We start from the raw sequence: 25273 nt of genomic DNA, 5'->3' as shown, positions 1-25273 counted from the left end.
GCCGTATCTTTATCGCTTCAAAACCAAAACACTTCAAATATTCTATGAAAATCATCTCCTACAATGTAAACGGTATTCGAGCTGCCATCAACAAAGGTCTGGTCGAATGGTTGGCTGCAAACGAGTACGATATCGTATGCTTTCAAGAAACGAAAGCCCAACCCGAACAGATTGACAACGCACTTTTTGAGGCATTGGGCTATCACTGCTATTGGCACAGCGCCGAAAAAAAGGGCTATAGCGGAGTCGGTATTTTGGCCAAAACAAAACCGAATCACATTGAATACGGTTCTGGCATGACCGACTACGACAGCGAAGGGCGAATTTTGCGAGCCGACTTTGACGACTTTTCGGTGATGAGCGTTTACATTCCTTCTGGCAGTTCGGGTGATGTGCGTCAAGATATCAAAATGCAGTTTTTGGGCGACTTCCTTCCCTACATCACGAAATTGCGAGAGCAATGCCCCAATCTCCTCGTTTCGGGTGACTACAATATTTGCCACAAAGCAATTGACATTCACAACCCTGTGAGCAACAAAAACACATCTGGATTTTTGCCTGAAGAAAGGGCATGGATGGACGATTGGTTTGAAAGCGGTTTTGTGGATTCTTTTCGTCACTTCAATTCTGAACCACATCACTACTCATGGTGGAGCTACCGAGCCAATGCTCGCAACAACAACAAAGGTTGGAGGATTGACTATCATTCGGTTACAAAACCATTGCAGGAGCGGTTGATTGGTGCAAGTATTTTACCTGATGTGAAACATTCAGACCATTGTCCCATAGTTGTAAAATTAAAATAAACGCAAAAATGAAACCACTTTCTCAAACTTCCACTTCAATCATTTTCTTTTTCTTAGTTCTTGTTGGTTTGACCAACTGCCAACAAAAAACCCAAGAAAATGAAGAAGACCCAGTTACTCAAATCATTGAAATCCAAATAGATTCATTGCTTTCCGAACCAGAATTCAAGGCTCTTTCTATGGCTGTATGGACAAATGGAAAAGTACATACATTTCACAAAGGACAATTGGCAGACGGCAAAGTTCCCAATGACCAAACCCTTTATGAGATTGCGTCTCTCACCAAAACCTTCACAGGAACGCTGCTTGCACAGGCGATTCACGACAAAAAAGTGGCGATAGATGACGACATCCGAACCGTTTTGACTGACAGCTTGCCCAACTTAGAGTATGAAGGCCAGCCGATTACCTTTCGGCATTTGGTGACACATACCAGCAGATTGCCAGATATGTTTCCACACCAACCAGAAATATTCAACAATCCAGATTTTGACAAATTACCCTTTGTGATAAATGACCTTCAAAAGAACTTCACGAAAGAACAGTTTTTCAGCGAACTGCAAAAAGTCACTTTGGACACTCTTTCAGGACACCAATTCAAATACTCCAATGCAGGTGCAAACCTGTTGGGATATTGTTTGGAGGAAATATATGGTAAACCGTATGAGGAACTTTTGAAACAATACATTTTCGAGCCACTTCAAATGACCAACACTGCCATTCAACTTTCTGAGGAACAGCAAAAACACTTGGCGCAGGGCTTTAATCACAATGGCAAAGAAATGCCTTTTTACACCAACAAACAAATGAACGCAGAAGGAGGAATCAAATCCACTTTGGACGACATGGTGAAATATATGCAGTTTCACGCTGACACAACGAATGCAATTGTAAAAATTTCACATCAAGAGTTGTGGAATGGAAAATACGGAGATTATGAAAGCGGTTTGTTTTGGCAAATCTTCAAAGATGGTGACAAGCCCGACCAATTTTTTCAAAATGGTGGTGCTTTTGGTACATCGAGTTGGATGACCATTGTTCCCGAATTGCAAACAGGCGTGTATGCTGTCACCAATGTTTCAGGCCCTAATGTACATCAAAAAATGAGCGATAGGGTGAAGATGATTTTTGAAACACTGAAAAACAAATAACTGAATGTCCATTCAATGAAAGAAAAATTTCGATTAGCTGCTGCGAGTAATATTTTAGTTCCCATATATTATTTGCTGACAGAAAAAGGCTATACAATTACAGACGATGGGAAAATGTGGTTAGCTGAAAATGAAAAGGTAGTGCTGATAGCAGAAGACACATTAGCATTGGCAGGCATGGTATATTTATATGAAAACAAAGGTGAAGATTGGAGAGTTGATGACGATAAAATTGATTCTTTTGTAGAAAAATTCTGCTAACTTCATCAGACAATAGTTCGGGTACTTTTTGCTAAACGGAGAGACGGAGAGATTTGATTATCAAGTAGTTGCAAAAATTTAATTTATTTCTTAATAATCTGACTGTCAATTTATTAGAAAAATACTACAGACTATTGTCGGATAAACCACAATTATTTAATAAATGACCAACAACAAACCCACTTCAAGACGCTCCTTCCTTCAAAAAACCACTTTAGCTACTCTAAGCGGCATCTTCGGAACAGAAATCGCCTTTGCCGAGTATGTTTTTGAAGGATGGAAACCTTTGGCATTGACCGACATAGGTAACCCTTTCAGCTTAAAGGGCAAGCACAAAGAATTGGTGGTACTGAACGACAAACCCATCAATGCCGAAGCCCCTCCGCATTTGCTGAATGATAAAATCACTCCAAATGATAAACTTTTTGTCCGAAACAACGGCATTCCACCCACTGAAGTCGACTCCAAAAACTGGACGCTGACGATTGAAGGAGAAGCCGCAAAACAAAAAGTTGTTTTGTCTTTGGCAGATTTGAAGTCCAAATTCCAACATTACACCTATCAATTAACCTTGGAATGTGGCGGTAATGGGCGCAGTGAATTCAATCCTCCTGCAAAGGGCAATCAGTGGACAACGGGCGCAGTCGGCAGCCCAAAATGGACGGGCGTTCGCCTCAAAGATGTGTTGGAATATGTTGGCGTAAAGTCCAATGCAATCTATATCGGCTACTATGGCAAAGACACACACCTTTCGGGCGAGCCTGATAAAGTGGTCATTTCGAGGGGCGTGCCGATAGCGAAGGCATTGGAGGAAGAAAGCCTAATCGCTTGGGCGATGAATGGCGAGGATTTACCGCTTCAAAATGGTTATCCCTTGCGCTTGGTTTTTAGTGATGTACCCGCTTCAACTTCGGGCAAATGGCTCTACCGGATCGTGGTGCGTGACCGAGTTCACGATGGCCCAAAAATGACGGGTCAATCCTATCGTGTGCCTTGCGAACCTGTTGCAGCAGGTTCTACGGTGGCGGACGAAAAAATGTGCATCATTGAAGATATGCCTGTCAAATCCTTGATTACCTACCCAAAAACGGGTGCAATTATCACACTTGGGCGGACTTTGGATATTGCAGGTCATGCCTGGGCGGGAAAGTTGGCTATCAAGGAAATGCACTGCTCAATGGACTATGGTGCAACATGGCAAAAATGCACTTTGGATGCTGCCGCCAATCGCTATGCCTGGCAGCATTGGAGCGCAAAATTGTCTTTTCCGCAAAAGGGCTATTACGAAATTTGGGCGAGGGCAACGGATGGCGAGGGCATCATGCAGCCAATGGTGCTTCCTGGTTGGAATCCAAGGGGTTATCTAAACAATGCTTGCCATCGGATTGCAGTGATGGTGAAGTAGGTATTGTTGTATGGTTTTATTGTTAAATTGCTAATATCTGCAACTTAGGATTACCAACAAAATAACTTACCACATTCAAATTGGAAACTTTTGAAGTTTACCCTTTTAAGAATGTTGATTTTCATTGCAATCGAGAATCTTTTAAACAAAACTTCAAAAGTCTAAATCATGGATAAAGACACCAACAACTTCTTCAAAGACCAACGGATTCTCAATTTGCTGTCTTTCATCGTGAAAGCTACTTCAATCTTAGTTGTCCTACTGATGGGAGCTATTTTTTGGGTGTTTTATACCGATACGATTGCGCCTCATGCCCAAAAATTGAAGGCAGAAAGGGAACAGATTGCAGCGGTTCAACAAAAAGCCATTGCAGAAAATCCTATCAAAGACGGGATTCATGTAGCAACGGGATTTGCGGAAGGAGAAGGTTTGGAGATGGTGATTGCGACTTGTACGGCTTGTCATTCAGCCAAATTGGTGACGCAAAACCGAGCGACTCGTGAAGGTTGGGAGCAGATGATTCGATGGATGCAAGCGACTCAAAATCTTTGGGATTTGGGCGAACAGGAGGAAATTATTCTCAACTATTTGGCGAAACATTATGCTCCCGAGAACACAGGACGGCGAAAGTTGTTGACCGATGTTGAGTGGTATGAATTGGAGGAAGAATAGACAAAAGCAAAAAGACACAAGACAAAAGATTTTTTTATGCACAGCTACTTAGAAACTTTCATCAATGGTTATACAGGTTACTTCAGCTACCTGCTACACGAAATAACACACCCTACTTGGCACAATTATTTTTACTGGTTGCTACTGGTGTCTGCTTTTTTCTTTGCCTTAGAATGGTTTGCACCGTGGCGAAAAAATCAGGCGAAGTTTCGCAAAGACTTTTGGATGGATTTTTTCTATATGTTCTTCAATTTCTTTTTGTTTTCACTCATTATCTACAATGCTGCTTCGGATGTAGTCGTGCAGCTCTTCAATGACTTTTTGGGACTGTTTGACGTGAATAATTTGGCAGCGATTGAAGTACAAAGTTGGCCATTGTGGGGGCATTTGTTGCTGGGTTTCATCATTCGAGATTTTGTGCAGTGGAACATTCACCGCCTTTTGCACCGTTCTCCCAGATTATGGGAATTTCACAAAGTCCATCATTCTGTTGAAGAAATGGGATTTGCAGCACACTTACGCTATCATTGGATGGAAAACGTGGTGTATCGTTCTTTGGAGTACATTCCCTTGGCAATGATTGGCATTGGGCTAAACGACTTTTTTATTATCCACATTTTCACCCTTGCCGTAGGGCATTACAATCACTCCAACATCACTGTCAGCGGACGGGTTACGGGCGGTGTATTGGGGTTTTTGATAGGCGTTTTTGTGGTCAGTCAGTGGGAAAATGCAACAACGAGTGAAAACCTCTATTTGGTCATTGGAACTACTTTGTTTGGGATAGGTGTGTTGAGCCATTTTATGAAATACATCTTCAATAGCCCCGAAATGCACATTTGGCACCATGCCTACGAACTTCCTAATGAGCATCCTTATGGCATGAATTATGGCTTGACCCTTGCTTGTTGGGACTATCTTTTTGGAACGGCATACATTCCTTATAGTGGACGAGATATTCGCTTGGGTTTTCCTGGTATAGACGAATTTCCTCATGATTTTGTGCATCAGAACTTGCATGGGTTTGGTAAGGGTGCGGAGAATTCTTAGAAATAGCTCCTGTTGAAAAGTTCGCTGAAAGGTAAAGTGGGGATTATTCGTAAACACTGAGGCCCTTTTCACAGATTTTGTCATAGAACCATTAAATTTTGTAATTTTGATAGGTGATGAAAACAACTCAAAACCTTATCAGACCACTTAGTGCTATTGAGCAAGCGTTTACGCTCTCCAACGATGCGCTGCCCTTGTGTGTGGTGTGCGTACTTCAATTGGATGCTTGTCCAGAAAGTCAAGATATACAATTGGCTTTGCAGCAACTTCAGTCCCGCCATATTTTGCTACAAGCTGAAATCGTGGAGTCAAAAGGGGATTTTTATTTTTCAAAATTAGAGCCTGCTCCTCCTATTCGATTGGAGATAGTTTACCGAACAAATTCAGCTACTTGGAAAGCGATTGCAGAGAAAGCACTCAATACTATTTTTGATAAAAAAGGGCCATTGATGAAATGTTGTGCTATTGCAGATGATGAAACGAATCATTCTGAATTGGTAGTGTGCTTTCACCATGCCATCATTGACGGGACTTCAGCCCGTTTGGTTCTGCACGAATTGTTGAGTCTTTTGGGAGGACTTTCGCTTCCTACTGTCCGGAAATCTTCGGTTGCATCAAAATTTCCTGCTGACTATCAGGGATGGAACTTAGCCAAACGTTTGTTTGCTTTTGGAGGACGGCAGATGAAGGATGAATGGACCTATCTAAAGAGGGGATTTAGTTCGACCATTCCAATACATTCCTCCAATGCGGTAATCAATTTGTTGCTTTCGCCCGAGGTTTCCCGAAAATTGATGGTGCATATTGGACGCAAAGGGCTTAGTTTGAACAGTGCATTGTTGGCCGTAATGACGCAGGTGATTTTGAAGCACAAATATGGAAATGTAGGCAGACGTTTGGCGAGGGTAATCAGTTTTGTAGATACCCGTTCTTTGGTGACTCCCGTTGTTGGCAATCAAGACTTGGGCTGTTGTATTTCGATGTTGCGTTTGACGGTTCCTGTAGCGGACGGAGAATCTGTGTATGATTTTGCAGCCAATATTCGCCGAGAGATTTTCAAGTCAAGCAGATTGGGGGAAGTGTTTTTGATGTCCAAAGTGAGTAAATATTTGATTCGAATGACACTTGCTCTCAAAAAGATGCGTTTGGGAGTGTCTGCGCTCAGTTTTATTGGTAAATTGGATTTACAGCCACAATACGGGGCCATTCAACTGCAAAATGTGCAAGCGTTTATTACCAACAACCAATTTGGGCCTGATTTTTCAGCATTTGGCAAAATATTGTTTGGCGGAATTGGGATGGATTTCACCTATTTAACGGCAGAAATGGACGAAACACAAGCGCAGCAGATTGTTACAGAGATAAAAGAAAAATTAGAAGAAATGGCGAATTTTGCTTAAATTTGGGTAAATTAAAGTATTCCTAAGATTATCATTTGAACATGAAAAAGGTTGGATTTTTTATTGCGGGGTTGATATTGTTGAGTTTAAGTTGGATTGGTTTTGTGCGTGAACCTCTTCCTCCTATTCCTCAAATTGCAGCAGATGTGAGCGAAGAAGTGGCACTCGATTTTTCTATCAATTCAATGAATAAAACAGGCATTGAATTGGCGATGAATGAAAAAGTGAAGGGTGAGGGAATGTATGTGCAGTTTAGGATGGCCGATGTTTTTGAAACAGGACGCTTGGGTTTGGTGCTTTATGGAATCAAGACGACCAGTGATTTCAAAAATGGTGTGTCGCCAAAAGGTTATATGAAAAGTGAGAAACCTGCTGCTGTCAATAAAAAAGGGAAAGATTTGACCATTTTTATGAAAGACAAACAAGGAAAGGATATTTCCAACTATTCTTTCAGCCAAAAATTGGTCAAAGGAAAAGATGGTCAGACCTATATGCAAATGACATACAATGGACCTGCGGTAGAAATGTTGCAAACCCTTGAAGTAGCTCGTCCGATTACCCTGCCTGCACCTATTTCCCGCAAGTTTTTGCCCAAAGGTATTATTCAATTCATGCCAGGAACGGTTGCTTTGGATCCAAAAATCAAGGGATTTTACATTCCTGTGGCTATCAAAGGTTAAACGTCTTTAACGCTTCATGAATTTTCTTCGTTTGAGTATAAAAATGTATCATCTTCATAGCCATTTAATTGCAACCTCTCCACGAATTTCAAGCCCAATTTTTCGAGTAATTTTTGGGATTTAACATTATCGGGACTGGTAATGCCCAATACCACCTTCAATCCCAACCTTGCAGTACCATCATCTATGATTGCTTTTGCCGCTTCAAATGTATAACTTTTTCCTTCATATTCAGGCAAAATGGCAAAGCCAATGTCCACATTCGGCAATATTGGACGAGAAATCAAGCCGCACAAACCCATCGGTTCAGCATTTTTTTTTCGCACTACTTTATACAGCCCCAAGCCATTTTCTTCATAACTTTTCATCAACGGATTTTGAATGTAAGCTTCTGCATCGGCTAAGTTGTTGATTCCCCTATTGCCGATAAATTTGAGCCAACCTGGACTATTCAACAGTTTGAAGATAAACGCTGTATCGTTTATATTGACTTCTTCAATGAGCAGTCTTTCAGTTTCTAAAATGGTCATGCGTGTTGATTTATTTTTTTGGGCAAAAACACCTCCGCCATCATACAGCGCACACTTCCGCCGCCATATTTTTCAATCGTAGGAATGGGGGAACTCACCAAATGATCATTGAAGCCCTGCAATATTTCAATTTGTTCAGAACTCAGCGAATCGTAAGCCGCCTGCGACATTACCAAAATTTTCTCACTCTGTTCGTTCTGCAATTGCAGCATATTCCCTGCAAAGTGATTCATTTGGTCGAAGGAAATTTCGACAACCGTACGTTCACTACTTTCAAAACTCTCCTCCACTTGTTTTCTTTCCGACGCATCTCGAATAGCTTCCATACAAATCACCACAAAAGCATCCCCCAAACACATCAACACATTGGTGTGGTAAATTTGCTGCCCCTGCTCGTCCAATGCTTCAAAAATAATGGCTTCAAAACCCCAATATTCTGCCCAATCTTCTACCAATTCTCGGTGTGTTCTTGGCGAAATACAGGCATACACATACCGATCATTTCTGTCAATAATCAAACTACCTGTTCCCTCCAAAAAACGATCTTCTGCCTCATACAAGGGCCCCATGTCAATCACCTGCGTCACTTCAAAACCATACTCCTGCTGCAAGGATTCGATAATATCGGTGCGGCGTTCTAGTCTGCGGCTAATGGCTTGCATAGGGTAGGTCATCACCCTACCATTGTTGTGAAAAGAAATCCAGTTGTTCGGAAAAATAGAATCAGGTGTTCGAGGCTGCAATCTGTCATCAAAGACTATGACTTCAATGCCATAAATGCGTAGTTTATCCACAAAAGCATCAAATTCTCTCACTGCTTTTGATTGCACTTGTTTAGCTGACTCATCCGTTCTTTCTTCTTGAAAGGCATTGGAGTCCATTGTTTCTTCATTGGCATCAAAGGCCACAGGACGAACCATCAAAATGGTGCTGGTGATGTTGGTTTGTTTCATTAAAGTTTGTAACTGTTTTAGGATGGAATACAAATTATTTTGGAGAACTTCAAGAACAAACAAGCAAGGTAAATCTTTATAGAAAAATAGACAATGAGGTGAATAAAATATTATCTGATAACACCGCAATCAAACCTTGCTATCACATGAATATCCTGTTCCAACAACTCTTATCAACCGATTCTAAATTAGCGATTATCTATATAGTGGTCTATTTTCTTTGGGGAGTTTTGATGCACAATTTTGGCATTTATACACGCATTGCTCGCTTTCGGCATTGGTGGCAAATCGTTAGTTGCTACATTCTTTACATGGTTCCGATTTCTATTTTATTGAAGGACATGGCTTGGTATGAACAGTATGTTTATGGTTTGTTTTTTATGGGGATTTTGGAGTTTGCAGGGTATTGGTTCAAGACATCTATTGCATTTGAAGACAATATCTTAGATAGAATATTTGGCATCCGAAACTTTACTTTGGGCATGACTCTGTTTTTTGCAGCGTATTTCCCGATTGGCAATGCAGTAGTTGGGTGGATATACAGTTGGGTGTAAAAACAAAAAAGGGCAACCCTTTCGGACTGCCCTTGATTCATTTTTTAAACTCTAAAATATCATTTTGTTATTCTGCCAATTCCTCTTCCTGTGCGTGTGCGTAGGTTTCGAGGGTATCGCTTAGTTGTTTTCTGGCCAAGAATATTCTGCTTTTTACTGTACCCAAAGGTACTTCCAAAGCATCGGCGATTTCATGGTACTTAAAGCCCTCATACATCATCCAAAACGGTGTTCGGTATCTATCGGGTAAATCTTCCAAGGCTCTATCTATGTCTTCCACTACAAAGTTGGAAGGAGCATCATTGTTCACCGTTTTTGCCGTATTCATCAAATAAGATTGATCGGTATTGTCAAAGATGGTATTTTGGCGCACTTTTTTGCGGTAATTGTTGATAAAAATATTACGCATGATGGTGTAAAGCCACGCTTTTAAATTGGTATTATGGCGGTATTTATCTCTATTGGTCAATGCCTTCAATATCGTTTCTTGCAACAAATCGTTGGCATCTTCTAAACTTCTGGTCAACTTTACAGCGTAGGGTTTTAGAGACCCGTACATACCCGTAATTGAACTATTAAATTCTATTGCAGACATATTGTTAAATCTTTTAAGGTTAAAGTCAACTCCTAACTTATTTTTATTGCTGAAAAACATATACTGTTGGAGCAATGTTATCAGGAGCATTTATCTAATCTAATTTACGAGAAAAACGCCCACAAAGGTTGTTTTATTTCCTTTCTTCTCGTATGTTGGAATCCATCAAAATTGATTTTTCTCATTTTTTTGATGGCGTAAAAAAGTCATTGTATGTGTTCTTATTTTGAATTAAAACATTTTTTATTTTCCAAAATTGCTACTAATTCTTCAAAGAAACTGTCGGATTATGAACCTTTTATCAAATTTTAGTTCTTTACATGATAATCATGGCGAATATCTTTTTTTATTTCAAAGGTAGATATTTTAAGCCCTTTACAATAGAACTATGAAAAAATGAAAAAAGTTTCATAACTTCCAATATTAACAAACTTTAACGCCCTTTTGATAAATGGTACAATTTACTAAAAAAAAAGCATTTAATCAAAAGATTTTTCACTTCAAAAAGACATTGTTTTTCTTTTCATGGCCAATAGTTGTTTCGGGCCCATGTCCTGAATATACTTTTACTCCATCTGCCAAAGTAAACAATTTGGTTTTGATGCTTTTGATCAGCGTTGTAAAATCTCCTCCTGGCAAATCAGTTCTTCCAATGCTTTCATAGAACAAAACGTCACCTGCAATCACAAATTGGTCAGCTTCGCTATAAAATGACAAACTTGCAGGAGAATGTCCTGGAGTAAAAAATATTTGGAGACTCGATTCACCAAACTCCAACGGCTCTCCTTCCTCCAAAAATACACTTGGCAAAGGGGAGGGTTCAACTTCAATACCATACATTCTGCCCACCATTTCGACTGACTGCAACACAGGCAGTTCTCCTCTATGGATAGCTAATTCTAAGCCATATCGTTCCATAACGAACTTATTACCGAAAACGTGGTCAATATGGCAGTGTGTGTTGACCAATAGCACCGGCTTCAATTTTAAGTCTGCAATAACGTCAGTTAGTCGTTGTTGTTCTTCGGCTGTTTGACAACCTGGATCGAAAACAACACATTCCTTGGTGTAATCGTACAACAAGTAAGTGTTTTCCTGAAAGGGATTGAAGGTGAATTTTAAAACTTGTATCATGTTTTTTGTGTTTAATTTTTGTTATCTTAGACGAACAGAAGTTATAAACTTGCAAAAAAGTCGTCCTGCTGATAAGTATGCAGCAACCAAATGATGAAAATGCAAGTTAAGAACAGTGCCTATTTATGTAATAGGCTTCCTATTCTAAACATAACGGCAAAAGTCTTGAAAAACTTTGTGATTTGTGTAATAAAATGACAAGAACCATCTAATCAATAAATACCTTGATGCCTATGCTCCCTATCTTAAAATCTGTTATGAGAGCTTTTATCTCCCTTTTGTTTTTTGTAGCAATGTTGTGCCAATCGCATACGACTTTTGCTCAGGGTTTTTATACCACTTTTGGCCAAAATCGGGTGCAATACCACGATTTTGAGTGGTCTTACTATGAATCTCCTAATTTCCTCGCCTATTTTTATCAAGGTGGGCAGCAGTTGGGAAAATTTGCAGTGATGGTAGCTGAAACAAACTTAGATGCCATTGAGGCAAAATTGGAGTTTAAGGTCAATCGAAAGGTTGAAATTATGGTTTACCACAACCTTTCGGATTTGAAGCAAAGCAATATTGGTCAAGGCATCGAAACTACGAATACAGGTGGTGTGACCAAAATCATTGGAAATAAGATGTTTGTATCTTTTGATGGTGATCACAATCGTTTGGCAGAACAAATCAAAGAAGGTATTGCAAGGATTTTCCTCGAAAACATGATTTATGGCGGAAACATTCAAGAGGTGCTGCAAAATGCAGTATTGCTCAACCTGCCCGATTGGTTTGTCAATGGAATGGTTTCGTATGTGGGTGAAGAGTGGAGTACAGAAATGGACGCAAAATTGCGTGAATTTGTCGAAAAAGACAAACTCAAAAATTTCAACCGATTGACTACCGACGAAGCGACTTTTGCAGGACACGCACTGTGGCACTATATCGCTCAAATGAATGGGGAATCGTCTATTCCTAATTTGTTGTATCTCACCCGCATCAATCGTAGTTTGGAGAGTGGTTTTTTGTTTGTGTTGGGCAATACGGTAAAAAATACCATTGCAGAATTTAATGAATACTACGCCAATTTGTATGCTTCTGAAGACAGTAACCGTGCGATTTTTGATGAAAACAACCAATTGATTCGCACCAAAAAGAAGGTGAAACGGCGTAATATCTTGTATGATGAGGTGAAGGTCAGTCCAAGTGGACGCTATATTGCTTACACAACGGATGAAAAAGGAAGGCACAAGGTATATCTCTATGATACCCAAAACAATACTCAAAAACTTATCCTTAAAAATGGTTTTCGCTCGTTCAAACAGCCTTTGGAAACCCGTTATCCTTTGTTGGCATGGAACAAACGAAGCGAAAAATTGGCCATCGTTTTTGAGAAACGGGATCAGGTGAAATTGATGGAATACAATGTCTTGGAAGATGAAGAAATCTATGCAGATGACATGAACAAGTTCCAACAAATTTCTGACATCGCCTATATGGACGACTCCGAAAAACTCATTCTTTCGGCGGTTTCACTCAGTCAAGGACAGTCTGACCTTTATACTTACTTTATTCCCAATACCAAAACAGACCGATTAACCAATGACTACTTTGCTGATTTGGAGCCAAGATTTGTCACCATCAACGGTGTACGTGGTATTGTCTTCAAATCCAATCGGTATGTAGATACATTGAAGGTAGAAAAATTGGACAGCATTGCACCATCGAGCAATTTCGACTTGTTTTTCTATGATCTTGCCAAAGGCGAAGACCAAGTTTTAACCAGAATTACCAACACACCTCTTTCGCAAGAATGGCTGCCGATGCAATACGACAGTACACACATTGCCTATTTGAGTGACAAAAATGGCATCAAAAACTTGTATGCTGCACACTTTGACAGCATATTTGTGCGAACTGATACGAAGGTATTTTATTTGGATTCGATGGTGATCAATCCGACCTATGCACTCGATGAATACCAAGCAGAAGGTTTGATAGACACGATTATCAACGAAGATATTTATAGAATTGTGGCAGTTAGTTATCCGATTACCAACTACCAACGAAATATTGGCGAATACGATATTGCCTCCAAAACGAAAGAAATTGTGCAATTGCACTACCAAGATGGTGCTTATGAAGTTCACAAAAGCCAACTCCCCGAAGATCCTGAGCAAGCCAAGAAAACCTTAAGTAAGACCATTTACCGGCAACAACTTGAAAATGCAATGAGCAGTAGGCTTTCTGCAAATAAGAATTCGAAACTCAGCAAATCCTCGAAGCGGGATAAAAGAAATAGTACACAACCAAGTGTTTCGCCAACACCTTCTACCCAACCTAATAAAAAATCGAATGAGAAGGACAATGGTGATTCCGATTCGTTTTTCCAAAATCCTTTTGAAGAAAAGAAACCGCAAGGTTCGCTAACAGATACTATTTTGGGTGAAGAAACAGAAGGTGCGGATGTAGAGGATATTGAACCTCTCTTACCAAATTCTGATATGACTTTGGAAAACATTGAAGTACAACAGCAAGCTGAGGAGGCAGAAGAGATAGATTTGGAAAACTTTTTCTTTCAAAGTGAATTTGACTATGATGAAACTATCACTGCGCCGCCTGCATCAATAGAACTACCCAGCAAAACGGGAATCGCTAAATCTACAATCACGGATAGTGGTATGATTGTTCCGACCATCAATTTGCCAGGTCTGAATCCTCCTGCACAAGAATCGGTACTAACAAATTCTCGGATTCGTACCTACAAAACCAAGTTTAGTGTAGATAATGTGGTAACACAGTTGGACAATACAGTGATTTTCAATCAGTATGAAAACTTCCAATTTGGCAGCCCAACTTCTGGAATCCCTGCCTTCACCAGTCCTGATTTGAACACACTTATCAAAGTGGGGATTACCGATTTGATGGAAGATTATCGTTTGATAGGAGGTTTTAGATTACCAGTTGGCTTTGGTGGTTCAGAATATTTTGTTGAGTACTGGAATCTGAAACATCGTTTGGATAAAAAATTCTTGTATTACCGCCGAGCCAACAATCAACCCTTTAGTTTAGACTCTGACCTGTTGCCGCCTGGAACGAGTTATCAAGCGGATGCAAAAGTGGTCAGCAATTATTTTCAAACATCGTTCAGTTATCCATTGGATGTAAACCAAAGTGTAAGGCTGCATGTAGGCGCACGTTATGATAAAGTGACCTATTTGGCAAGCGACCTTATTTCGCTTATCGAACCACAACAGTCGGAAAGTTGGTTGTTCACCAAAGCAGAATATGTATTTGACAATACCATTGACGTGGCACTCAATATCATGAACGGTACTCGCTTCAAAGTCTATGCAGAAGTACACAAACCTTTTGAAGCCCAATTTGACAAAGATATCAACAAACTTAACTTCAAAGATACAGGTTATTTGGGGATTATAGGTGCAGATTTTAGACACTATCAGCGTGTTCACAAACAAATTGTTTGGGCCAACCGCTTTGCTTCTGCTTATAGTTATGGTACTCGTAAAATGCTCTACTATTTAGGGGGAGTCGATAATTGGCTGCTTTTTGACAATGATAAACGTTTTGATACGACCACCCCTATTGACCAAGAACAAAATTATGGTTTCCAATCTTTGGCAACCAATGTGAGGGGCTTCAAACAAAACTCCCGCAATGGCAACAGTTATGCGGTTCTCAATAGTGAATTGCGAATACCTATTTTTGCGTATATCTCCAATGCACCGATTCGCTCAGAGTTTTTCCGCAACTTCCAAATTGTTGGTTTTGCAGATGTAGGAGTGGCATGGGATGGAGTATCGCCTTTTGACGATGAAAACAAGTTTACCTCTGTTGAAGTAGGCAATCCTCTACAGACACCTGTTACAGCTACGGTTCGTTATTTCCGCAACCCTGTCATTGGAGGTTATGGCGTTGGAGTTAGAAGTAAATTATTGGGCTATTTTGTGCGGGCTGATTGGGCGTGGGGAGTAGATAACGGCAATGTCCAAGACTCTAAATGGCACATTGGCTTGGGATTGGATTTCTAATCCGAATAGTATGAAAAAAAATCAGATATAGATTTCCGAAATTTATTCTTCAAAAAAGTGAGCTATTTTTAGGCTCAAGACCTCACAAAGCGAGAATTTCGGAAGTCTTTCCTTCAAACATAGAAGCTACTTTATAGGTGCAATCATTAGGGGGTGAATATTTTTAGTTCAATCAAAATCTATACGACACCTGAACACCTCCCAATAAAATTGCCCCTTCTCCAACATCAGCACCATCGACTTTGATGTTCCATTCCCATCCAAAAGCGGCAGATGGAGCAATCAATATTCGGTCATTCAGCAAAAAACCATACCCTATTTCAATAGTAGGTTGGAGTACAACGATATCTGTTGTGCCGCTTACCTCATCGACTTGTCCAATGAAATCTATCCAATCTATTGTATTGAACCACAAATCTGTACGAACTCCTAAAAACAAAGCAGATTTGTCAGGACTCGTATAATGTCGAAACCCAAGAGAACCTCCCCATCCTCCACCCGTTTCATCTTGATGTACGCCAAAATCTTCGTGTCGTGCAAAATTGTAGCCTACTCGTACATTCAAGTTATTGTAATCTCCTATACCAATGTCTATTCGCCCACCCAAAATATGACCTGCTGCATACTTTTGGGCTTCAATGCCGATGCCAATGTTTTGAGCCTCAATAGTTGAAAAACTAACAAGAAAGAATAGGGATACAAAAATTAGAAGATATTTCATAGTAGAAGGATTCTTTGTAGTGAAATTAACAAAAAAAGACAGATAAGTTTTCACTTACCTGTCTTTCACCAAAAAAATCAGATTATTCTTCTTGAAGGTCAATTCACTAATACTGTCTTTGGGTCAAATCAAATCCTTCTTCTTCGTCAAATTGCCGTTCTTTCATTCGCAGTTCTGTTTCAAAAGGTGGTTCTACATTCTTTTCAAGAACCACTTCCTCCTCCCTTTCTTCAAAACTATACTTTGCTGCAAGGATGTAGTACAACACCAATGCTACGCCTCCAAACATAAACATCATCGAAAAAATTCCTAGAGGTTCTTCTAAACCAAAAATCGCTTCAATGATGCTACCCGTCAAAATCCCTGCCCCAATACCAAAAAAAAGTAAGCCAAACTTCAATGCTCGGTTGGTCTGTCTTTTTTTAGGTTTGAAAACCGTCATGTCTCGCCCACTTTCTATGAGTGCCATGCGCTCTTTATGGCGAGCCGTAAAAAAAGTCTTTGCCAAAAAGGATATGGTGCTGAAAAAAGTTGTCACCACCACAAGTGTTGTTATCATTTCGAATACGTGCATATTGGTATCTGTTTAGTTTGATTGTTAAATATTGATTTCAGTAGTTTAGTCGTATTCATTTGAAAAGAGGTTACAGCTTTTTGATGTCATTAATCAGAAACTTATGACTAAAAATATTTTTCCACTCCGCTCATGATCTCTTTGCCCAGCAAATCAATTAGTTTCTGTTTTTCAAACCCTCTTTGCGTCAAAAAAATTACCTCACGATGTGGCGCATTTTCAAAGTAACGCACAAACTGTTTTTCCCAATCACTCTTATGAAGGGTGGCCAAATAGGGTAGAAGGGTAATACCTCCGTAATTTTCGATAATCCTGCAAATGCTTTCCATCGAGCCACTTCTATACTTCAAATTGCTACTTGCAGTCGATTTTCTGTCCCTTTTATTTCTCTGCAATCTTTCGATGTTTTGACGCATCGTATGCGAATCATCTGTTAAAATACATTCCTCCAAATCTACATCCTCTACTGCTAAGGTTTTTTTTGAAGCCAAAGGATGAGTCGGTGACAAATAGACTGCAATGGGTTCGTTGAAAAGTGGAATCTCATAAAAACCCTCTTCTTCAATCGGCGCAACTGTAATGGCAACATCTGCTCTATCCTGCCTCAAACGCCCAAAGATTTGATAATTATGCAGTTCCATAACCTCTAATTGAACCTGTGGATATTTCTCTAAAAAAGATCCAATAAACAAAGGCAGTAAATAAGGCGCAAGAGAAGGCAATACTGCAATTCTTAGTCGTCCGCTGATACTTGTTCGGGTATCAGTAGCCAGATTTTTCAACTTTTTGGTTTCCTCCAATACCCTGTAAGCTTGCGCCAAAAGTTGTTCACCTTCTTGTGTTGGCACTACTGGATTTTTAGTGCGGTCAAAAATGACAATTTCGAGTTCCTTCTCCAGTTTTTGGATTTGAATGCTCAAGGTTGGTTGTGTCACATTGCAGCGTTCGGCAGCTTTGCTGAAGTGTCGGTGTTTGTCCAGCGCAATGATGTATTGAAGTTGGGAAAGGGTCATATTTTTATTAATTTTAGGCGTTTACCTTTTCAAAAATTGGGGTACTAAATGAGTGAAAGCAATAAAATAACAGGAGCAAACTTATTGCAGCAGATAAAAATAGGCAATCGAACGGTATTGAACCAACTTTATGAAACCTATCGAGCGGAATTTATCCATTGGACAAGGAGGAAGTTCAACTGCAAGGAAGCAGACAGCATTGATGTGTTTCAAGAAACCATCATTGCGTTTTATGAAAATGTGGTGAACAATAAAATTATTGAGTTTCAAAGTTCGGTCAAAACTTATTTGTTTGCCATCGGGCGCAATATTTTGTTGAAGCGTTTTCGGAACGAAAAGGGAAAAACGGAAGAATTGGAGGTGCTGCAAAACGTAGCTGATGGACTTCAAATTGACGATTCTATCCAACTAAGCGAACGCCAAGAAGCGATTGTTCAGCTTTTAGAAAAACTCGGTGAACCTTGCAAAACTTTGCTGCAATTGTTTTATTATCAACAGTTTTCGGTAGAGGCTATTGTGACAGCGATGGAGTACAAAAATGAATCGGTGGTCAAAAACCAAAAGGTTCGGTGCATCAAAAGACTGCGAACGATGGCAGCTGATTTGTATGAACAAGATGAACTGTAAATTCACCTACTCACTTTTTTATTTTCAACCAAGAGGCTTATGTTTACATTGACAGACAACCAAAAACTCGAATTAATCGAAAAACATCTATCCAATCATTTGTCTGCAAAAGAGCAAACGGTTTTTCAACAACTGCTGGCAGATGACAAAGATTTTGCCCTATCTGTGATTTTCCAAAAAGACCTCCTAACCAGTATCCAATCAAATGCTCGTAAGGTATTGAAGCAGCAATTTCAAAGCTTGGAAAAAACGATTGCAGTAAAAACTACCGAAAGCAAAATCAGTGGTTTAGATACAGTACGGGCAGTTATTGAGGCAGAGGTCAAACAGTTGGGATATACGATTGACCAATTCATCGAACTTTTTCGCCCAATTCCCAACTATACGACTGCCATTGCCGCAACGACTCGTGGTAGCGCTCTTACACTTCTTAGTCCAGAAAATGAAGTGAATTGCACTGATGCTTCCATCCATTTTGTTTTTGAAAAATCATTGCAGAAAGAAGTCGAAATTTTGATTGAAAACAATCAATACGACATTTTGATAGAGGAAACAATCGATGCTGGAAACAAGGAGGTGACTTTTGAGCTATCCTCCTCCGATTTCAAAGCAGGGTGTTATTATTGGAAAATCATTGAAGCGGATGATTTGGTGGTGATGGGGATGTTTTTTGTTAGGAAGGAGTTATGGGCTGGGTTGCGCTGATATTTTACTGTATGTTTGGAACATACAAATAAAAATATCGTACAAAAATTTTCTACTCTCCAAACTAAAACTCTATCCTCCAACTCAATATCGGAATGATTCCCAATTGTCTTTTGGTTACAATCTCACCTTTCTGCACGTCAAAATACTGAAACGCAATGTTTTCGTGGTTGCTCACATTTTGGATATCCAAAGCCAAAACCCTTGAAGAACTCGCTTTGTTGCGGCGAATCGCTACCCGAAGATCCATTTTGTAGTAGTCTTCCATTTGGATGGTGAAAGCCTCGGTTTGTTGGTAAATCGTTTTTTCGGCAGCCATTGAAGTGGCGACATCAATCGGGGTATCTCGAAATCCACCTGCATATGTAAATGCCGCATTGATACTCAAAACCCGATCTTTTCCCTTTCGATGCCACGGAAATTCTTTGCCTGTTGTGAGGTTAAAATTGTAATTGCCATTGAAGCGGGTATCACGTTTGATGCCGTCCGAACCCACATATTTTGATTCGTACCAAGTTCCGCCCACCAAATAGTACCAGTTATCTGAAAAGAATTTCTCCAAACTTACCTCAACTCCATAGTTTTCACCCGTTCCGCCATTCACCAAAGCCTCGTCCACAAACCCGTCAATCAGATTCAATGCCGAAAAACTGTTGGCAGTCTGTGAAATAGGCACATCGTACAAGTCTTGGTAATAGGATTCTATCCGAAGTAACTGACTTTCTGATAATTGCTGAGTGTAAGCAAGTGAATAGTTGCGGGATTTGGTGAAGTCCAAGCCTTCATTAGGTTGCGTTGTATTGCCGAGTTGGTCGGTGATGCTCGAAAAATATGTGCCGAACAATTGCATTTGACTGCGCTGACCATACGCCAAAACCACATCACTTTTTGGAGCGGCTTGCCACTTCAATGCAAACCTCGGTTCAATAGACGCATTCCTATTGAAGGCATCTCCTACAAAAGTATGGATATTCACACCTGCATTGAAGCCAATCGAAGGGGCAATGTTTGCCAACCATTGCAGCGAAGACTGTACGGTTTGAAGTTGACCATTTGCAGTGACTTTTTCAAGAGGAATATCTGAAAATGTACCCTGTGTTGAGAAATAATTGAAATCGTAATGGTTGAATAAAGTAGTGATTTTGAATTGATGTTTGGGGTTTAGGGGAATATCTGCCTCAGCCTTTGAAGACCACAAGCCAAGTTTTTGGTTGTCTTTCCCAAGGTCATTTGGAGTGTAGTCGCTTCCCTTCAAAATGTCGGCACTGCGTTCATTGTCTGCAATAGAATAGACACTGCTGACCTTCAACTGGACTTTGTCGGACAAAGGTTTGTGATAATTTATTCCAAGTGCGCCCACTTTGCTGTCAAATCGGATGTCTTGTCGGTCTTTTTCAAACTCCCAAATAGTAGAATCTCGCTCTGCCTGAAACACATTGCTGTTCAAACCTCCAAAGCCAAAAACGCTGAGTTTACCCGATTTTTGAAGCGGAAAAGACAACTTAAAAGATAGGTCTTGAAAGGTAATGTCTTCATCGCCCAATTGTACGCCCAAGGCCGAAAGTAAACCAATGGTCGAAAAACGGTAGTTGGCTAAATAGCTGCTTTTTTTGCCCTTACCGAGTGGAGCTTCGGCTGCAAAATCAACTCCAATTAATCCAATTTGATTCATAAATTCACTTTGTTCATTGTTGCCATCTCTGAGCCGCATATCCATTATCCCCGATTGGACATTTCCAAAATCGGCAGGCAAAGCACCCATCAAAAAACGAGAATCGTCCAGCATTTGAGCACTCAAAATATTGACTCCGCCTCCATTTTGAGTCGCTCGATCGTCAAATGTTCCTGCATTGCTCAAGTGATTGGGATTCACAATATCTACTCCTTCCAATCGCCACAAAACACCGTTTGGAGAATTGCCTCGAACGGTCATATTGTTTGCTTGATCGTTGGTATTGATGACTCCAGGGTAGGCCATGATCACACGAGCTGGGTCAAAAAAAGTGGCAGGAAATCGGCGTGTTTTTTCGACGGTAATGGCAGGAGTTGTGTAAATAGCAGATGGTGAGGTCATTGCTGCAATGGTAATCGTTTCCAAGTCGTAAGGGTTGGCTATCATTTCTACGTTTTGTACCACTTGTTTACCTTTTGTGACGAGTAATTCAGGTACAATAAAATCTTCATAACCAATAAAACTGACCTTCAAACGATAACGCCCTACGGCTACTTCCTTCAATTCAAAATACCCATCCGCATTTGTAGTCGTTCCTTGCAATGGTTTGCTTGGCAATACGCTCACTGTTGCTCCAATAAGAGGAAAACCCGTAGATTGGTCTATTACCTGTCCTCGAATAGTTTGGGTAAAAATAGTTGCAGGTTTTTTGCTAATGAGTTCTACCTGTGGAACAGTGGTTTTATCTGTTTGAGCTACAATGCTCATTGACAATAAAAAAAACAAGAAACAACTGATTGTTTTAGAAGTAAAATTTATCCCTCTCATATAAAACCATTTATTTTTAGACTGATTAAGCTATTACAGGCAAAAATCACTCCTGATATTTTCGACATATGACCTTCTCTTTATAGTTAGGTGTCACAGTCAGTCATTTTTTTGAACTTCACAAAAACCGAAAATCGAACGCTTTTACCATGCATCTCGGCAAAGCTACCGTTTATCGAAAACAAAACAGGCAATCCTTCACAAGTGTTTATATTTGCATCATCACAACGACATGATAGTTTAAGTTGTAGATGCTTGGGTAATTTTAACAAACACACATTTTTTTCTAGAGTTGGTAGTTTTCAATGGCTTGGGATTACCAACTTTTTTTGTACCTATCGTCTCCTCAAATCAAACCTCTACATCAAAGGCGTTGACCTGTGATTCAATTTCTACAAAACCAAAAATCGAACATTTTTACCTTTTATCTTTAAAAAGTTACCACCTATCGAAAACGAAATAAATGACCGTCCAACATACGGTATCTTTGTACCATCACAATGATATGATAGTTTAAGTTGTAGATGTTTGGATTAAATTAACAAACACACTTTTTTTAAAGTTGGTAGTTTTCAGTGGCTTGGGACTACCAACTTTTTTTATGCCCATATGTCTGCTCAAATCTTACTTACAAATAATTCACTAAATCAGTTACATTAACTTACGATTTCTATAGAACCGAAAATCGAACATTTCTGCCTCATATCATCACAAAACTGCCACTTATCGAAAACAGAATAAATGATTGCCCAACATGCAGTATATTTGCACCATCACAACGACATGATAGTTTAAGTTGTAGATGCTTGGATTTTAACAAACACACATTTTTTTCTAAAGTTGGTAGTTTTCAGTGGCTTGGGACTACCAACTTTTTTTATACCCATACGTTTCCTCAAATCTTTACTTACAGATACCTCCCCAAATCAAATCACTATATCAGGTACATTAACTTACGATTTCTATAGAACCGAAAATCGAACATTTCTGCCTCATATCATCACAAAACTGCCACTTATCGAAAACAGAATAAATGACTGCCCAAAATGCAGTATATTTGCACCATCACAACGACATGATAGTTTAAGTTGTAGATGCTTGGATTTTAACAAACACACATTTTTTTCTAAAGTTGGTAGTTTTCAGTGGCTTGGAACTACCAACTTTTTTTATGCCATTTCCTTACCGCATATCGTAAATCCCACTTGATTATCCATACAATCCTATCAAATTTAACCTCTTTCTTTTGTTAGTCGCCCCAATTTATTCTTGGATTTCTTAACTTGCCTCATCATTGATTTATTATTCATCCACAACACATGAACTGGTCTGTAATCATCAACCCTACGGCTGGAGGTGGCAAAGCCGAAAAACAATGGCATCAAAAAATTGCTCCTTTGCTACAACAAAAAAACATCTTCCACCAAACGGCATTTACCCAATCGGCAGGTCATGCAAGCAAACTCACTCAGCAACTCATTGAAACAGGTAGCCGCCATATATTGGCTGTTGGGGGCGATGGCACTTTTCACGAGGTGGCGAATGGCATCATGAATCAGACGATTGTAGCTTCTACTGAGATTACTTTTGCAGTCATTCCCGTTGGAACAGGCAATGATTGGATTCGCAGTTTGGAGATTCCTTCTGAGCTTGAAGCAGCTATTCATATTCTACAAAATGGCACTACCTTTTTGCAGGATATTGGTTTGGTTACATTTATGAATCAGTATAAGGAGCAAGAACATCGGTATTTTATCAATGTAGCAGGAGCAGGTTTTGACGGGTATGTTGCCTATCGGATGGGTAAATCCCTCAAACGATTTGGTCAATTTACTTATTTTTGGGAGTTGTTGAAGGGGATTGTTTCTTTTCAAAATATACCCATACAACTGCAAAGCGGTTCATTTCAGTCCGATACACCTATTTTTATGCTCAATGTAGGGATTGGTAAATATTTGGGTAGTGGTATGAAAGTTGTTCCTAATGCTGTATTAGATGACGGCCTTTTTGATGTCACCTTCATCGAAAAAGCCAGTAAAATGGAGGTTTTAGGGCAACTCAATGGTTTGTATGATGGCAGTTTTATTCACTTTCATAAGGTGAAATATTTTCAAACAACCCAAATTTCCATTGAAGCAACAGGTAAAACGCTCCTATATGTACAAGCCGATGGAGAATTGTTGGGTTTTGCTCCACTTCAATTTGAGATTTTACCGAAGATGTTGAAGGTATTGCGATAGAGGGCTGGAAATAATATTAAAATTAAACATTAAGTGTGTGTGCCTATTTGCGAAATTCCAAATAGGCAACCAAAACCCGTTCGGGAGCTTCTGTTTGGGGATAATGCCCGATTTCCTTCAATAAAACAATATCTGCGTTCTCCACCAATTCAGTATAACGTTTGGTCATGTGTTCACCCGAAATAGGGTCAGCTGCTCCATCAATGATTCGTATGGGAGCAGGAGAATTTTGAAGTGCTGCTACCCAACGCTCTCGATGTTGGATTCGATTGGTCATATAATGAATCAATTTGTGGAAAATTCGCTGCCCTTTTTTGAAGTCCATCAAAGTGTAAAATTCATCCATTTCTTTTTCACTCGGAGGTGTTTCTTTGCCAAAAATCTGGTGAAAAGTTTTTCGCAGCATTTTTTTGCTTAAAAAAGGAGTCAGCATAAAACCAAAAGGACTCAATAATGCCTTTTGAATCGGCCTCGCCAAATGTGTTTCGGGAAACAGTCCACCATTCAATAGCACAATGCTTTGGAGCTGCAAACCTGTTGAAATGTTTGCTTTTCTTCGGTCAATGTCTCTCGCCAATAATTCCTGTAGAACGGTATCTCCATAATCGTGTGCCAAAATATGTACCTTTTGCAGTTCCAAATGTGCTGCCAATGCTTCAATCAAATCTGCTTGATCGTGAATCGAATAGTTGTATTTTTGAGGTTTGTCGGAATAGCCAAATCCAATGAAATCAGGAGCAATCAAGCGGTATTTTTCTGAAAGAGGTTGCCAGATTTTGTGCCAATCCCATGAAGCAGTCGGAAAACCATGTAGCAAAATCAGCACTTCACCTGTACCTGCTTCTTGGTAAAAAATAGAGTGTTTTTCTTTGTAGGTGAAGTATTTACCTGTTTGTTTCCAAGTAGAGAATTGCATATAAGTAGGTGAAAATTAAAATAATAAGGCAGATCGTTTTTTAATAATCAGCGCAATCTACAAAATCTGTAATCAACTAAGGGAAATAGAAAAACATCTCTGATACGCGGACTTGCATATCCTTCAAAATGGGTTCTGCACTCGAAACTTCTTGATCGCCCACTACTGCTTCAATAGCATGTCGGTCCAAGTTTTGAATATCAACGCCGTATGATAATCGGACACCTATCCCTTGCCCATCAAAATTGCCGCCTTCCCATGAAGACACACTGCCTGAATAGTCCCAATCAAAGCCCCAAAAATTGAAGGGTACTCCATTGAGGTCAATGACTTTTTGAAGCGGAGTACCGATTTTCAAACCATTGGGGGTATGCCATTGCGCATTTTCTTTTTTAACGATGATGCGAGCTATTTTTTCAAAGGTTTTCTCCTCTTCCCATGCAATACGCAGTTCATTGGGCGTATTGGGGAAAACAACAGTAGATTGAATGAAAAACCCTTCTCCTACATGAAGACTGTCATGTATTACCTGTTCTTTTCCATAGACTTCAATGATGTTGGCTTCGGTCATATCGGGAGTAATTTTACCCACACTTTTGTTTGGAATAGCAAGCCATTCGGTATTCCCTGCTTGATCCCTTACAGAATAATCTGTTGTATGCGTATCTTCTTTTGTAGAGTTATTATGGCAAGCAAATAAAACCGAGCATAGCACTAGCGAAAGTAGAATAGACTTCATAAGTTTACGTCGTTTT

The 25273-nt window shown here is 39.7% G+C and carries 23 protein-coding genes; 13 read left to right on the top strand and 10 right to left on the bottom strand.

Annotated elements, in window-relative coordinates; genetic code table 11:
* The first annotated feature begins 44 nt into the window (after positions 1–44).
* The 8 genes from R3E32_18675 (at position 45) to R3E32_18640 (ending at position 7425) form a co-directional block, all read left to right on the top strand.
* Positions 45–806, top strand: a complete 762-nt coding sequence (locus R3E32_18675; protein ID MEZ4886760.1) for an exodeoxyribonuclease III — start codon at positions 45–47, stop codon at positions 804–806.
* Between the two features lie 8 nt (positions 807–814).
* On the top strand, positions 815–1957 hold the full coding sequence (locus R3E32_18670) for a serine hydrolase domain-containing protein (protein ID MEZ4886759.1): 1143 nt from the start codon (positions 815–817) through the stop codon (positions 1955–1957).
* Between the two features lie 15 nt (positions 1958–1972).
* Positions 1973–2218: a hypothetical protein gene (locus R3E32_18665; protein MEZ4886758.1), complete on the top strand. Its 246-nt coding sequence runs from the start codon at positions 1973–1975 to the stop codon at positions 2216–2218.
* 163 nt (positions 2219–2381) lie between these two features.
* A complete protein-coding gene (locus R3E32_18660; protein ID MEZ4886757.1) occupies positions 2382–3623 on the top strand; it encodes a sulfite oxidase in 1242 nt (413 codons plus the stop codon).
* Between the two features lie 168 nt (positions 3624–3791).
* On the top strand, positions 3792–4295 hold the full coding sequence (locus R3E32_18655; GenBank protein ID MEZ4886756.1) for a hypothetical protein: 504 nt from the start codon (positions 3792–3794) through the stop codon (positions 4293–4295).
* Positions 4296–4331: 36 nt separating this feature from the next.
* Entirely contained in the window at positions 4332–5345 is a 1014-nt protein-coding gene (locus R3E32_18650) for a sterol desaturase family protein (protein MEZ4886755.1), read from the top strand.
* A gap of 116 nt (positions 5346–5461) precedes the next feature.
* Positions 5462–6745, top strand: a complete 1284-nt coding sequence (locus tag R3E32_18645; protein MEZ4886754.1) for a condensation domain-containing protein — start codon at positions 5462–5464, stop codon at positions 6743–6745.
* 41 nt (positions 6746–6786) lie between these two features.
* On the top strand, positions 6787–7425 hold the full coding sequence (locus R3E32_18640; protein ID MEZ4886753.1) for a hypothetical protein: 639 nt from the start codon (positions 6787–6789) through the stop codon (positions 7423–7425).
* 14 nt (positions 7426–7439) lie between these two features.
* Here the strand turns inward: R3E32_18640 and R3E32_18635 are convergent, their stop codons facing one another.
* Positions 7440–7955, bottom strand: coding sequence for a GNAT family N-acetyltransferase (locus R3E32_18635; protein MEZ4886752.1), 516 nt, complete (start codon positions 7953–7955; stop codon positions 7440–7442).
* Positions 7952–8908, bottom strand: coding sequence for an arginine deiminase-related protein (locus R3E32_18630; GenBank protein MEZ4886751.1), 957 nt, complete (start codon positions 8906–8908; stop codon positions 7952–7954). Before R3E32_18630 ends, R3E32_18635 begins: the two co-directional genes overlap by 4 nt.
* A 146-nt stretch (positions 8909–9054) precedes the next feature.
* Between R3E32_18630 and R3E32_18625 the strand changes: the two genes are divergently transcribed.
* Entirely contained in the window at positions 9055–9462 is a 408-nt protein-coding gene (locus tag R3E32_18625) for a hypothetical protein (protein MEZ4886750.1), read from the top strand.
* Between the two features lie 67 nt (positions 9463–9529).
* Here R3E32_18625 and R3E32_18620 read toward each other — a convergent pair whose 3' ends face one another.
* Complete coding sequence (locus R3E32_18620; GenBank protein MEZ4886749.1) at positions 9530–10057, bottom strand: RNA polymerase sigma factor; 528 nt, start codon at positions 10055–10057, stop codon at positions 9530–9532.
* 495 nt (positions 10058–10552) lie between these two features.
* The gene (locus R3E32_18615) at positions 10553–11191 is read right to left on the bottom strand and encodes an MBL fold metallo-hydrolase (GenBank protein MEZ4886748.1); all 639 of its coding nucleotides are present in this window, start codon (positions 11189–11191) and stop codon (positions 10553–10555) included.
* 233 nt (positions 11192–11424) lie between these two features.
* Here R3E32_18615 and R3E32_18610 point away from each other — a divergent pair, with 233 nt between their 5' ends.
* A complete protein-coding gene (locus tag R3E32_18610) occupies positions 11425–15222 on the top strand; it encodes a BamA/TamA family outer membrane protein (GenBank protein ID MEZ4886747.1) in 3798 nt (1265 codons plus the stop codon).
* A gap of 172 nt (positions 15223–15394) precedes the next feature.
* Here R3E32_18610 and R3E32_18605 read toward each other — a convergent pair whose 3' ends face one another.
* The 3 genes from R3E32_18605 to R3E32_18595 form a co-directional block, all read right to left on the bottom strand.
* The gene (locus R3E32_18605) at positions 15395–15943 is read right to left on the bottom strand and encodes a hypothetical protein (protein MEZ4886746.1); all 549 of its coding nucleotides are present in this window, start codon (positions 15941–15943) and stop codon (positions 15395–15397) included.
* Between the two features lie 106 nt (positions 15944–16049).
* Complete coding sequence (locus R3E32_18600) at positions 16050–16502, bottom strand: DUF6249 domain-containing protein (protein ID MEZ4886745.1); 453 nt, start codon at positions 16500–16502, stop codon at positions 16050–16052.
* Between the two features lie 122 nt (positions 16503–16624).
* A complete protein-coding gene (locus R3E32_18595; GenBank protein ID MEZ4886744.1) occupies positions 16625–17530 on the bottom strand; it encodes a LysR substrate-binding domain-containing protein in 906 nt (301 codons plus the stop codon).
* 48 nt (positions 17531–17578) lie between these two features.
* Between R3E32_18595 and R3E32_18590 the strand changes: the two genes are divergently transcribed.
* A complete protein-coding gene (locus R3E32_18590) occupies positions 17579–18157 on the top strand; it encodes a sigma-70 family RNA polymerase sigma factor (protein MEZ4886743.1) in 579 nt (192 codons plus the stop codon).
* A 39-nt stretch (positions 18158–18196) separates the two neighbouring features.
* The gene (locus R3E32_18585; protein MEZ4886742.1) at positions 18197–18862 is read left to right on the top strand and encodes a hypothetical protein; all 666 of its coding nucleotides are present in this window, start codon (positions 18197–18199) and stop codon (positions 18860–18862) included.
* Between the two features lie 64 nt (positions 18863–18926).
* On the opposite strand, the gene R3E32_18580 is transcribed toward R3E32_18585, so the two are convergent.
* Positions 18927–21362 (bottom strand): TonB-dependent receptor, encoded by a 2436-nt coding sequence (locus R3E32_18580; GenBank protein ID MEZ4886741.1) that lies wholly within the window; start codon positions 21360–21362, stop codon positions 18927–18929.
* A 1319-nt stretch (positions 21363–22681) separates the two neighbouring features.
* On the opposite strand from R3E32_18580, the gene R3E32_18575 reads away from it, so the two are divergent.
* Complete coding sequence (locus R3E32_18575; GenBank protein MEZ4886740.1) at positions 22682–23602, top strand: diacylglycerol kinase family lipid kinase; 921 nt, start codon at positions 22682–22684, stop codon at positions 23600–23602.
* A 43-nt stretch (positions 23603–23645) separates the two neighbouring features.
* Here R3E32_18575 and R3E32_18570 read toward each other — a convergent pair whose 3' ends face one another.
* Together R3E32_18570 and R3E32_18565 are read right to left on the bottom strand one after the other, a co-directional pair.
* On the bottom strand, positions 23646–24518 hold the full coding sequence (locus tag R3E32_18570; GenBank protein MEZ4886739.1) for an alpha/beta hydrolase: 873 nt from the start codon (positions 24516–24518) through the stop codon (positions 23646–23648).
* Between the two features lie 76 nt (positions 24519–24594).
* A complete protein-coding gene (locus tag R3E32_18565) occupies positions 24595–25257 on the bottom strand; it encodes a hypothetical protein (protein MEZ4886738.1) in 663 nt (220 codons plus the stop codon).
* Positions 25258–25273: the final 16 nt, after the last annotated feature.

It is taken from the genome of Chitinophagales bacterium (assembly GCA_041392475.1).
In the GTDB taxonomy this organism is placed as follows: domain Bacteria; phylum Bacteroidota; class Bacteroidia; order Chitinophagales; family UBA2359; genus JAUHXA01.
This window is presented reverse-complemented; position numbering and strand designations above follow the sequence as displayed.